Origin of the sequence: Serratia sp. KG1D (assembly GCF_037150675.1) — a bacterium.
GTDB lineage: Bacteria > Pseudomonadota > Gammaproteobacteria > Enterobacterales > Enterobacteriaceae > Serratia > Serratia nematodiphila.
This window is the reverse complement of the sequence record NZ_JBAGIH010000008.1, coordinates 1-12032: the sequence shown is the minus strand read 5'-3', so window position 1 is coordinate 12032 and position 12032 is coordinate 1. Positions and strand designations below refer to the sequence as shown.

At 53.8% G+C, this 12032-nt stretch carries 11 protein-coding genes and 1 pseudogene; all 12 read right to left on the bottom strand.

Annotation, left to right across the window (positions count from 1 at the left end; genetic code table 11):
- Positions 1–9: 9 nt before the first annotated feature.
- Positions 10–627 (bottom strand): DotI/IcmL family type IV secretion protein, encoded by a 618-nt coding sequence (locus tag WFM45_RS23770; RefSeq protein WP_179297403.1) that lies wholly within the window; start codon positions 625–627, stop codon positions 10–12.
- Between the two features lie 89 nt (positions 628–716).
- A complete protein-coding gene (locus tag WFM45_RS23765; RefSeq protein ID WP_022649990.1) occupies positions 717–1067 on the bottom strand; it encodes a hypothetical protein in 351 nt (116 codons plus the stop codon).
- Positions 1068–2356: 1289 nt separating this feature from the next.
- Positions 2357–4627: pseudogene (locus WFM45_RS24680) on the bottom strand (LPD7 domain-containing protein); the annotation flags it as partial.
- A 71-nt stretch (positions 4628–4698) separates the two neighbouring features.
- A complete protein-coding gene (locus WFM45_RS23755; RefSeq protein WP_022649988.1) occupies positions 4699–4986 on the bottom strand; it encodes a hypothetical protein in 288 nt (95 codons plus the stop codon).
- Positions 4983–6143, bottom strand: coding sequence for a plasmid transfer ATPase TraJ (gene traJ, locus WFM45_RS23750; protein WP_336957478.1), 1161 nt, complete (start codon positions 6141–6143; stop codon positions 4983–4985). Before traJ ends, WFM45_RS23755 begins: the two co-directional genes overlap by 4 nt.
- 12 nt (positions 6144–6155) lie before the next feature.
- The gene (locus tag WFM45_RS23745) at positions 6156–6962 is read right to left on the bottom strand and encodes a type IV secretory system conjugative DNA transfer family protein (protein ID WP_022649986.1); all 807 of its coding nucleotides are present in this window, start codon (positions 6960–6962) and stop codon (positions 6156–6158) included.
- The gene (locus WFM45_RS23740; protein WP_336957476.1) at positions 6959–7432 is read right to left on the bottom strand and encodes a DotD/TraH family lipoprotein; all 474 of its coding nucleotides are present in this window, start codon (positions 7430–7432) and stop codon (positions 6959–6961) included. The genes WFM45_RS23745 and WFM45_RS23740 overlap by 4 nt, the downstream gene beginning before the upstream one ends.
- Before the next feature lie 70 nt (positions 7433–7502).
- Positions 7503–7892, bottom strand: a complete 390-nt coding sequence (locus WFM45_RS23735) for a hypothetical protein (RefSeq protein ID WP_336957474.1) — start codon at positions 7890–7892, stop codon at positions 7503–7505.
- A 135-nt stretch (positions 7893–8027) separates the two neighbouring features.
- A complete protein-coding gene (locus WFM45_RS23730) occupies positions 8028–9233 on the bottom strand; it encodes a conjugal transfer protein TraF (protein WP_022649984.1) in 1206 nt (401 codons plus the stop codon).
- Positions 9234–9338: 105 nt separating this feature from the next.
- Complete coding sequence (locus WFM45_RS23725; RefSeq protein WP_336957471.1) at positions 9339–10175, bottom strand: hypothetical protein; 837 nt, start codon at positions 10173–10175, stop codon at positions 9339–9341.
- A 146-nt stretch (positions 10176–10321) separates the two neighbouring features.
- Positions 10322–10798 (bottom strand): hypothetical protein, encoded by a 477-nt coding sequence (locus tag WFM45_RS23720; RefSeq protein WP_333018135.1) that lies wholly within the window; start codon positions 10796–10798, stop codon positions 10322–10324.
- Positions 10799–10817: 19 nt separating this feature from the next.
- The gene (locus WFM45_RS23715) at positions 10818–11978 is read right to left on the bottom strand and encodes a site-specific integrase (RefSeq protein WP_022649981.1); all 1161 of its coding nucleotides are present in this window, start codon (positions 11976–11978) and stop codon (positions 10818–10820) included.
- Positions 11979–12032 lie beyond the last annotated feature (54 nt).

Sequence of the window (12032 nt, the reverse complement as noted above, 5' to 3'; positions counted from 1 at the left end):
GCGGGAGCCTCAGAGATTGCGGGGAGCGTTGCGTGAGATCATCTGGCGGATTTCCATCCCGACGGGTTTCTGTCGTGGATCTACGCGCTGGATGGTAATTTCGAAAACAAACGGTTGTTCAGGCTTGCTGGTCGTCTGCCCAACCAGGCGCAAACGTACCGGATACTGCATTGTCCAGAACCAGGTTCCGTCAGACAGACGCCCACGCCGGATGACGACACCAGCCCCTACGGAACCGGTAAGATTCATACGCTCGCGTTTCAGGGCATCGTAGATATTGGAGTTGGTTAGCGCCTGGATGTAACTGGCGTGTCCTGCTTCAGAGAACAGCGATGCTGTAGAGGATACCTGTTCACGATAATGAACGAAGTCCAGGTTAAAGGCCCGCATCAGAGCCTTGCTGCCAAAGGCGATGGCATCGTCCTGGCTCCATGCTGGTTCGGAAGTGGGAGCCAGGCGAACCAGGCGCCCACTGTCGGTGGCAAAGTAATCCCGTGGCTGTTGTATCAGAGCCCAGGTCAGGCCAGCATTGAGGATGATGCTGATAAGCAGGCCACTCCCCAGCAGGAGGTTACTCTTCATCAGCTCTGGTGCCATTTTCTGGCGTTTTTCTGCCGTTTTCATCATGTTCACGGCGTTTTTCAGCGGATCCTCCGCAGGGGAGGGGGCCCGCCCCTTTGCAGGGGGGGCTGATTGTGTCTGTTTTGTCATAGGTTTCAGGAGTTGAAGTTTTTCCAGGGATCGATGTTGTCTGGGATCTGTTCGTTGACTTTATCCAGGGCCGCTTCGCAGACCTTATTTTCCAGTTGCGAAATGATTTCATCGAGCCCGGGGAATTGCGGCAGGGTCACCTTGACGTTCTTGATACGGGACAGACAGGACTGCAGGGAGGATGAGACATTGCTTTCGCGCTGTTCCCAGGCTGTTGCGGCCGCCCTGGCTCGCTCATAACCAGCCTGGCTACCCGCTTCAGCAGCACTTCCTGCTCGGCAGGTTGCCGCCGCAGCGGCGGCAGAAAAAAGCATGAAGCCGGACAAAAGTCCGGCTTTAAGCATGTGATATCGCATTCTCTCTCCTTATCGGCTTAGCGGCCGGGGCTGTGGGAGTGTTCCTGATGAAGCGCTTTTTCCTGTCTGCCCTCCGGCTTTCGGGCGTCATCCCATTGTTTCCAGGTCTGTTCAAAACCGAGGCGCTGGAACAAGGTATCTGCCTGTTTTTCCGGTGTGTAGAGCCGGGCGGGAAGCGGTGTATCCTCTTCCCGACCTTTCAGGTGGAACGTCATCAGCTGAGGTGCGGCACGGGTGGTGCCGTCGGGTTCGAAATTCACCGCCTGTCCGTAGCCTACAAAGCGGGGACCGTCATCGGTGATGGCATTAATAACCAGCTGACTGTTGTCTGTGGTTGGCGTGGCCAGTGCCGGATACAGCGTGCCATCCAGACGAACCATCCCCTGCAGGTGTTCCCCCGCAGACTGGACAAGCAGCAGATCTAACTGGTTTGACTGTGTGTCCATAGAGGCCATGACGGGTACCAGCCTGTCTGGTGCTTCCGTGGACGGTGGCGAAATGCTGGCCGCGGCTACCGGTGACTTTACAGGATGCCTGTCTTCGCCCAGATAAAACTGACGCTCTTCCAGGCGAGGTGGCAGCTTCAGGTCTGTGGTGTACTCAGGCCAAGCCTGTCGGATTTGCTGTGTGAGGCGGCCAAACGTATCGACCGGGAAAGCCTGAAGAGGCTGTCCCTGCTCCGGTCGATCATGTGCCACGGCAAGACCTGTTGAGGCGGACGTCAATGACCAGTTATTTTTTACGCGCTCTTTTTCCTCACCAGGTACCTGCCAGCTGTCACGGGAATTGAGCGTCAGCGTGACCACATCGCCGGTTTTGTGGTGCGCGATCAACTCCCGTAAATCCTGCCCCCAGTAGGTATGACTTCCACCGCGGTTCTGTAGCTCGATAAAGAAGCTCTTGCCCTTTTGCTCTTTATTTTCGTACATCGCTTCACCAAAGTTCTTGAGGACCGCCGTGACGCTCTGGCCTGGTTTCAGTGCAGAGGGGGCGGGCTCAGCGGGCATATCAGGGACCCGGATGCTGTCGGCCTGCTTAGGCGCTACAGGCTCTGTTGAGGGTGAAACGGCAGGCTGCTTTGCGGCAGTTGCCTGTGCTGACGGCGTGGGTGATACGGGGGGCACGGGTATGCCCGGAGCGTCAGGGGTAACAGCTTCGGGGGCGGCTGTTGCCGGTGACACTGGCGATGCGGCATCAGGTGATGGAGTCTGTCGGTTCAGATCCGGCGTAGGAATATGTGTTGTGACTGAATCCCTGGTTGCCCCAAACTGTTGCCGCATAGTCTCAAGCTGCGCGCGCTGCGCAGGCAGCTTCATTCGGATATCGAGGTCATATTCAATAATGAGCCGCATGGCCTGCTCTTTAAACTGCGTACTGCCGGTGAGCTCCACCACACCGCCGTAATAGCGTGATGCCACGGCCAGCGCGGCGAGCACCTTGCGCTTGTCCTCACTCGCACCGTTACACATTTCGAGACGGTTGCCGAGATCGTGAAACGCATCTTCCCCGTCGAGACGGTAAAGCACCTTATTGTCACGCTGTTCTTCCGTTGACAGGGCTTTAATGATTTCATCGAGATCTTCTCGCTGAAGCGGTTCCGGCCTTCGCGGTCCGTAGACAAGCCCATCCGCTTCATGCATCTCACTCTCTGCCGTTTCCTTCCTGCCCGGGGAGGGCTCTGACGTGTTTGGATCCACATCGGCAGTTTGCGTCTGCTCCTGTTTTTGCCCGGTTGATGTTGCTCCGGGGGACTGTGGAGGGATTGGTAATTCAGGAACGATCGGCTCCGGAGACTCAGCGTCTGTTTCATGTGACGCTGCCTCAGGCTTCAGGGTTTGTTTGCCCGTTTCTGACAGTTCATGGTCTGTCTGTCGTTCCTGAGCAGGCATATGGGGAATGTCATCAGACTGACTGTTCACCCATTCAGCAAATTGTGGGTCGTCCATCTGCGCGCGTATGTCTGCATAATCATCGAGGCCAGGGACCGGTATATTCGATCCTGATTCGATGGCACTATGACTACGCTGACCGGCATCCGCAGAAGATGTCGCGATCGTCACGTCCGTGGTGCTCTGCGTATCAGGAATTAAAACATCAGCGTCTCGCAGGGACGTGGGGGCGGGTTCATCGTGTTCAGCCTTATTCTCAACCGGTGCCGCACTGATACTGGCTTCATCGGGCGGCATCACCGCTGCCGGAGAGATTATTTCAGGTTCAGGCGGGGCGGGAGGCGCTGGGTTTACTGACTCATCCTGCCTGTGGCTTTCAGACGGAATAACGACAGGTTCATCCGGGGCAATCGAAGACTGGCCGGATTCCTGACTTTCCAGATTTTCCATTTTTGGGTCCTGTTGTGAGAGAAATTGTGCATCGTTGGGTGCGTAGTCTGTCCGGATATCGATGCCGGCAGACCTGAGGCGGTCGCTGATGTGCTCACGGAAGGCTTCTCTGCCCCTGCTGATATCGAGATCGTTGAAGTCCGTCAGCAAGCGTGCTTTTTCTTCTTCGGTGAAATCAGGGGCGATGACTCTGCCGCCCGTGAGTTCTGCCGCTTTCTCAGCGCTCAGGATGCCCTTATTTTCAGGTTGTCCTGTCTGCGCATTCTTCAGCTGATGATCATTGTCTGCACAGAAAATAAAAGGACTGTCAGGCCAAACGGCACGAGCATTCTGGCCAACGGCAATCATGTTTCCCGCATCAACCGTCATCAGTACCGGCAGACCTGATGCCTCATGCAGAGAGGCTGCTGTGGCATATCCTTCAGCAAACAGCAAAGGCAGGCCATTCTGTGGCGTCCCCAGTGCAAACCAGTTACCTGTTTTTTCACTGTCTTTAAGGATGCGGGCGTCTTTTCCGCCGGTGAGCGGAATACGCTGGTAAGAGCGTATGTCGCCATGCGCATTGCTGAAGGGGATCACAAGTTCTTGCTTATCGTTGATTCTTATACCCGGCGCAGCCTCCACACCCTTACGGGTCAGATAGGCGTTCGTTGTAGCCTGCGGGTAGCGGTCAACATATCGGGCGGCGTACTCCGCCTGCCGGTTGTACTGTTGCTCCAGAGCACGGGCATTTTCTTCACGCGTTTGCTGGGCGTGTGCACGGAGATGAAGACGCGCAAGCGGATCCATCTCGCCACCACCTGAAAACACCCACTGCGTCGGTTTAGCGTCGGCGCTGCGATAATCGCGGTACCATCCGGCAGGGCGCCCGTCCAGGTAAGCCTTGTAAGCTCCGCTTTTCGAACCTTTCTTGTCCTGTTTCGTCGGTACGCGCTGAAGGCTTCCATCCATCACGGGGAGCCCCTTAACCAGCAGCCCTGCTTCTTCAAGTTTTTGAGCAAACTCTGTTACCGGATCGTCCGCATTCATCGACAGTTCATGGGGGCGGGGCATCCATCGCTCGAACCTGGTCAGGTCGGCTCCTGGTCGGGCATACCAGAGGCGGTGCTCATCGTCCCATTTAAGGGCTTTCTGCCCATCGCTGAGACGCGGGTGGGCGTTGATGGCGTCGTCCTTCTCTTCGTGAGGTACGGCAAGCCATACGCGGTGACTTTTTTGCATGGTCACATTCCTGGAAGATATTGAGGGAGTAGCGCGGGAGCGCTATGGGGAACGAACGGGTTACATCGGGTTCAGAGACCAGTCCAGTCTCGTGGTTTTTCAACAAAATGCCGGTACCACCAGGGGCGACCGGAGGCAATCTTTCCCCTGAAGGTACTTATTACGCGCAGGCAGATAGCCCGTACACTCCAGCCAAAGAAATTCAGGGCAACAAAGAATCCCAGAATGGCGGAACAGATATACAGCGTCTTCATGGACGGCCAGCGAAACCAGACCAGATACAGCAACAGGAACGGCAGCGGGATACCAAAAAAGGTGACAGGCGGTGTGGCATAGCGCCAGAATCCTTCTCGTTTCAATGTCTAAGCTCCTGTGTCGGTAGGTAGAGTGCCGCTTCGTGTCTGTCTATATCACCCGTTACGTAACCTTCACGCACTTGATCGATAATGCGCCTTTTCTCCAGTCTCAGGATGTTATCGATGTGGGCCGGCCACTTCTCTGACGGGAGATTCTGTAGTGCATCGCGTAGCTCATCCTCGAAGACGATGTATTCCCGGAGAGCCCGGCGTTTGCCGTCTGTCGTTCTGACAAGTACCTGGACTACGATAAACCGTAACATCCCAAGCATCTCCCAGGCGCGTGCATCACGAATCTGAGGCGGGAACAGACCAAGCAGTCGGTTCAGGGTTTCACCTGGTGATTTAGAGTGCAGTGTACCGATGGTTAAATGTCCGCTTTCACCAGCCTGGACAGAAGCCTCTGCTGTTTCCGTGTCACGAATTTCCCCGATACCGATGACCTCCGGGTTTCGGCGCATTGCGGAGCGAAGCCCATCTGCAAAACTTGCGACGTCACGTCTTACCTGAGCCTGATGCGGCGGCAGAAGGTCGTCGGGGCGGCCGAGAATGTACTCTACTGGATCTTCGTAGGTCACAATTTTGCGATCGGGCTGTGTGTCCTGGCAGTGGCGATACAACGACGCCTGCAACGTTGATTTACCCGAACCCGTTTCACCGCAAATAAGACCCAGCCCGGTTTTTGGCAGCATTGCCGCCGCCAGATCGGGCTCGATACCCAGCTTCAGAAAATCGGGAATGATGTGGGGGATCACACGCAGAGTGACGGAGAGAGCCTTTTCTTCCCGGGCAGATGTCCCCTGGATGATGTGCGCGCGTAGCCGCACGCGTTCCCCCCTTTCCAGGCCATATCGCCCATGCATGTCGCCGTCGATTTGAATGGCTCTGTCCAGCGGTCTTCCACCCTGCACTCGGGGGCGCACTTCTGGCCCCAGCAGGTCGTCAAGCATATTTCCCAGCATGATATTCGGCAGTATGGTGTCTGAGACTCTCTCACGTCGGCCATAACGACTCACTGAAACTGGTGAGCCGCCAACCAGATCCACATCACTGACTCCATGTGCCGAACACCAGGCAAAAAATGTCCTGAACTCGTCGGCGGTATAGGCACCGCTGAACGGGAAAAGCCCGAACGAGTCAGGGATAGCTGATATGTTCACGAGGAAAACTCCTTACTGGATGGTAACGGACGGGCGCCAGCGTGATTTCTGTAGCTCAAACGATGCATGTGATTTGAGTCGGCGAACACGATCGCCGGTAACGAGCTTCTGACCACTGCCAGTAACAGTCTGCTGCTGCTCGGTGACTTCCGGCCGGGAAATCATGCCCCGTCGCCAGAGCAGGGAATAAAGCATCATGCCGCGATAGTCCCGGGTGAGTTGATTCATGCTGGCCTCAAAGGTCAGATCGGCATTTTCGCGACCTTCCTGCCAGCCTTTTTTCAGTGCGTCTTCCCAGACCTTTCTCTGGGCGCTGTCTTCCGGCACAACCAGACCTTCTGTGCCAGGGGTTGCCGTGGTGGCCAGACCGCGTAGTAACCAGCTGCGCCAGCTGGGCGGGTTACTGACGAATCGCTCCGGTCGGATGATGGTCCAGACTTTTGAGGCTGTGCGAATTTGATCAGGAGTGATGTGTGCTACGTCCTGCGCTTCATCAATAACCGGAGGAAGCCAGCCTTCAGGGCTGATAAGTGGACGGAAATCGTAAAGGGCATTGAGGGTGGATTCGCGGGCGTTGAGTGCCTGGGTTAACTCCCATGCCCGCTGGGATTTTCCTCCCCGGAATCCCAGTGTTCTGCCAGCATCAGTAAGCATTTGCCAGCGCGTTTCGGACAGACCTTCTGGTCTTTGTCGCTCCGGGTTGAGCCAGGCCTGCATATCCGGAGGTGGTGCCCCTGTATCTGTCGGTGAAGCCGGCCGCTCTCCTGCACACCCAGTCAGGAGCAGAGCAGGGAATAGTAACAAGAGAAAGCATTTCATTTCTTTCTGGTCTCCGGTTGCATGAAGTTGAGCTGGAGCAGCCCAGGGTACTGATTCAGGGTTGCGCGCCATGCGGTCTGCGCTTCGATAACGCGCAACACATTGCTGAACGTCATGCCACGAACGTGCAATGTTACGGGCAAGGGCAGGCGAACGCCGCTGTAGTTGAACTGCAGGCCACGTGCCCGCGCCAGTTCATCCAGTAGCTCCACAGCATCACCTTCCCAGTCGAAAGAGACGTCAGCGCTGTTGGAGCGAACGATCTCCATGGATGATGGCGCGGTTTTCGAACCGGACCAGACACCGTTATTCCACATCTGATACTGTGTGTGACGGGTAACGGCAACGGATGAGGCCGCGCCGTAACGGTCGGGGGAAGGAGAAACTGGAGACGTTGATGGCGTAGTCCAGGACTGGCAGCCGGCGAGCAGGGAGATGGCCAACATGCCGGGAAGCATTAAACAATTCATGGTAGTTACCTTGCCGGGGGGCGACGGAGATTAAAGCCAGAAGATTCAGTGGGCGAGGCTTATGATGCCGTTAATTTTGATGTTTACTTTTCCTGCGTATCCAGCCAATTAATTCAGATGGTTGATTATTTGCGGTCATCCAGAATAAAAGTCCGAATACAGAGAAAGTGAGATAAAACTGCCTGATGGTATCGTCAACACGCTCTTTCCAGTCATCCTCATCAATTAATACCGTTTTGCATACCTGAGGCATTACAAGAGGAGATGGCGGGCCGCTATCGTTTGATTGTTTACATTCTCTTACCATGCCTGGTGGTGCATCACCGGTAAGTGATCGGGCCTGTTCAAGGAAGGTGTCGGCGAGCGAGTGGTTGAATCCAAATAACATGAACAGAATAAAAAAACCGGTGGCTGGCGCAGTTATCAGGCTGCTGAAAGCAACACTGCTGATCTGATGCAATACATGTACATATCGGAAAAATTTCATCTTCAACGGTCTCAGCGGGAGAAAGTTCGGGGGGATTACAGCCAGTGCACAGGGGATAACACACAAAGAAACGGCAGAGGAAGCCCATTGCGGGCTTCCCCTAAACTATCAGAACGTGAACTGCAACTGTGCGACCGCACCGTAGGTACGATCGGTTCCTGCAATACCGGTCAGGTCCAGATGTACTACGTCGAAAGGAGAGAAGCCCAGACCCGCAGTGAAAGCGTTGCCCTCGCTGGAGACCATGTTCTGACGATAACCCGCGCGTACCTGCATCCAGTTCCAGGCATTCAGTTCGGCACCCACACTGGCGAACTGGCGTTTGTCATCCCGCTCAAAGCGGCTTGCTTCGGTCAGATCCACATCGAGAGCGGTGGTCAGGATACTGTTACTCCATGCCACGCCTGCAGTGGCCTGTGGTTTTACTTTGAATGTTTCTTTCTCACCATTCACTGCTTTAGTGTCAACGGTGCGGGCGATGATGTTCTGTACCGCGAGACCCAGCATCCAGTTGTCGCCGAGGTTTGTTGCCAGACCGATGTCGGCGTTAAATCCGGTTTTAGTATTGCGGTAGTCATCCGAATTCAGGTCATTTTTGTCGAAGTCGTTTACCTTTGCGCTGTAGTTGAAAAGATCGATGCGTTGATACTTGGGCGTGATCCCCAGTGACCAGCTATGTCCCGCTGTTTCAAATTCGTGCGCCATAGCCACACCGACATCGGTGATAACGGCAGCCCGACCATAAGCGCGGGACGTTAGTGCATCCTTGTCTACCGTATCTGACGGGATGGCGCCGCTGGCGATATTATCGAGATACTGTAGATCGTGATCACTGACCTTGCCGTTTACGGAAACGGTGCCCCAGGACTTCACGACAACCGCAAATGGAAGCACTTTATTAGGAGTGGTAGCAATGACAGATGCCCCGACCTGTCCGTTTGCTTTTACGTCCTTCAGGTCTTCCAACTTGTTGCGTAATGCGGCTGCACTTTCGCTGACACCGCTCTGGCGGTCAACTGCATTGTCAAAATTGTTCCACAGATCCTTTACGTCATCGGTATTATCGATGGCATTATCTGGGTCTGCTACCTGGACACCTACGGACGGCAGCACCAGGCTGAAGTCATCGTTCGCGCCAAATTTCGTCAGGAGTGCCGGGTTGGATAAGGCAGCTGTACCGTAATGTGCGGAAGCTACGCCAGTCCCGCCCATCGCATCGCTGCGGGCTTCCATATAAGAGGTTGCAGCTCCCGCATGAAATGCCATCATGACGGCGAAAGATATCAGTGTTTTTGCAATGTGAGTCTTTTTCATAAGTAAATTTCCTGTAGTCCTGTCTGGATTTAGGGCAAAAGAAGGTCCTGATGCGGCAGCATCAAAATTTCCTTTTTCTTTTTTAATTCAGATTTTCAGCGTGGTTTAAAGCTGTCTGAATATAAGTACGGGTAACGTTGTTCCGTGTTCAAGTGCTGTTGCCAGCCCTGCACCTAAGGTGACGAGGCGGATAGTACCTGTTGCTGCGTGTTCCCTGAGGAGTCGCTCTTTCCAGCATTCCTGCTCTGTATTCAGGGTGCGCGTAATAATGGATAGCACCGGAAAATATGTCAGCTGAGATGAAGATATTTTCTTCTTAATTAATATGCCGTTTCGTTCCTGATCTTTATCCTCAGTTGTATTTTCAGTCTTCCAGAAAATAATGCTGTCATTATTATTTTCGGCTGAAGGAATAATTACCTCCCGGAAAGTTTCTTCCGTTTGTGGCCATTGATGACTCGCGCTGCCTGTGTCGACAGGGGGAACGTTGCTTCCAAGCAACCAGCCAGGAGAAACGAAAAACCAGTCAGCGAGCGCCTGGAGAAGCGGGGTGGACAGATAGTCCATTGTACGTTCCCTGTCCTGTAGCACACTAACCCGAACATTCCATGACGACAGCAGTTCTGCGATGTCTGTCGGGCTAAGCTCGTGTGACTGCATCAGTAGCTCAAAGCGGTCTATAACGCTGATTGCAGTATTACTGAATGGCAGGAAGATATCGCGAAAAGAGCCTTCAATTACCATACTCAGCAACTCTGACTGAGAAATTCCAATTTTGCCTGACAGCTCATCAATCAGTTGACGGGTACCAGGTCGCAACCGAAGTGATGTGGTCTGCATGGGCTTCTTATCATTGCGCTGAAGCAGTTCTGCAATCCTGTTCCGATCAAGGTCGGGGAGCGCCAGAAGCGAGGTGAAAATTGCTGTGAGACTGTTTGTCACATGGCCCCCTTAAGTGAAATTAAACTTTGTTACTCAGTGGGTTAAAGAATAATTAATCGTGACGCGTATGTATAACGAGTTAATTCGATCGTGTAGATCGACTGCGTTTGCGTGTTCGTTTTAATTACGTTTGTGTATTTGCTTTTTTAGCGAGCTTTCCGGCGCGGCCGAATGAGTACAAGCACGCCGGTTTCAGGTACGGTTATCCAGCGCCATTCCTGTAAAAATGTTTGCAGCCGTATCCCGTTTCTGATGGCTGGAGGTATCGTGACTGTGGTGCAGCGCCAGCGGTGCGTTTCCCCCATTTTTGACATCAGGATAGTCATGCTTTTCAGGTGTGCCGGTCGCATCAGATGGGATGTGAAGTACACCGGCGTGCTGTCTCTTTGTAGCGCCAGCTGCAACGTGACCAGAAAGCTCCGGTGAAAGCGTGCCGCACGCCGGAGATTAAGATGGCCAACCCGGTCAAATGTCGACAGATGCAGGGTTGTGTAATGCTTCTTACGATGTCGAACCAAGGCCGTTCGGAACCCTTTCCAGGGCGTCACGGCACTGACGATTGTCATTATCGGGCAATACAGCAGTAGCGTTAGTGGTACTGCTGAAAGGAAAATCAGAAACACAGCCCCTCCAGAAGAAAAGTTATACCTGGGCCGACAGTGCCAGGTCGGGGTTAAGCGGACATATCATGATGTGATTGTTTGTCCTGACAGGAAGCTCTCCCGGCGCGGGGACTCGTTCGCCGCGCTGGGCTGCAAGAGCCAGTGTCCGCAGTAGCAGTTCGCTGGCGCGGGCCAAAGCAAGTTCGCGAGTCGGCGCTGATACTGTCAGATTTTCGAAATCGCATAGCATTACCTTGATGTCACCTGATTCTTCGCTGTCCTGCTCGACCTGGGCAGGATAGGGCACGAAGTAGGGGGCGATCTTTTGAGTCTGGCGCCGTCGCGCGTCCAGCTTGCTGACCAGCTGGTAAGCTCTCAGATGGGTGTAGCGTTTTAGCATATTCATCGAGCGATGGCCTGATATAGCTGCGACCTCCATAACGTTCAGCGTACCGAGTTCGAAGAAACGGCTGATGGCCTCGTGCCGTAGATCATGAAAATGCAGATTCTCGATAGAGAGTTCCTTGAGGGCATTCCGCCAGGCGCTTTTGAAACCGGATGACGTATAGGAAAACAACTTACCTTTTAGCTGGGCCGGCATCATCTGAAGCAGGTTACGAGCCTTACGTGAGAGAGGAACATCTCGTGATGAGCCATTCTTGGTATCGGGCAGATGTGCTACGCCGTGCTGCAGGTCGATGTATTCCCATTGCAGGTTAAGGATTTCACCCTGCCGCATGGCTGTCTCAAGCGCGAGATGAAAAATTATATACAGCATTAAGTTTCGTTCCCGGAAATAACGGGACAGTCTGCGCTCTTCACTGGATGTCAGGCGGCGATCACGACCTTTGGATACTTTAGGTTTACGTACCAGTTCGACTGGGTTGCTTCGACAGGTTCCCCATTCCACGCGAGCGATCCCGAATAGAGATGATAAAAGCGCCAGTTCAAGCCTTACTGTATTGCCAGTGATAGGGTTCCCAGTCCTTGGGTTGAACTGCATCAGCCTTTCATCACGGTAGGCTGCAATATCAACTGTGGTGATCTCATCCATGTTCCGGTTAGCCAGTGGGTGACGCTTAATGACGTTGACCCGGTAAAATTCCTGAAGATGTCCCTTTTTGTGAACTGATACCGACTCGTAATACTTATCGAGGCCCCGACTGAGAGACATTTTTCTAATACGCGCAACAGAAGACATCATTACTCCCAAAAGGCGAAGAAAATAAGGCCTTGTGCGAAAAATGCAATAACA

Bases quoted from the DNA above. Each gene is read 5' to 3' on its own strand.
- WFM45_RS23745 (WP_022649986.1), bottom strand. From the start codon at position 6,962: ATGAAATGCTTTCTCTTGTTACTATTCCCTGCTCTGCTCCTGACTGGG.
- WFM45_RS23770 (WP_179297403.1), bottom strand. From the start codon at position 627: ATGATGAAAACGGCAGAAAAACGCCAGAAAATGGCACCAGAGCTGATG.
- WFM45_RS23730 (WP_022649984.1), bottom strand. From the start codon at position 9,233: ATGAAAAAGACTCACATTGCAAAAACACTGATATCTTTCGCCGTCATG.
- WFM45_RS23740 (WP_336957476.1), bottom strand. From the start codon at position 7,432: ATGAATTGTTTAATGCTTCCCGGCATGTTGGCCATCTCCCTGCTCGCC.
- WFM45_RS23715 (WP_022649981.1), bottom strand. From the start codon at position 11,978: ATGTCTTCTGTTGCGCGTATTAGAAAAATGTCTCTCAGTCGGGGCCTC.
- WFM45_RS23765 (WP_022649990.1), bottom strand. From the start codon at position 1,067: ATGCGATATCACATGCTTAAAGCCGGACTTTTGTCCGGCTTCATGCTT.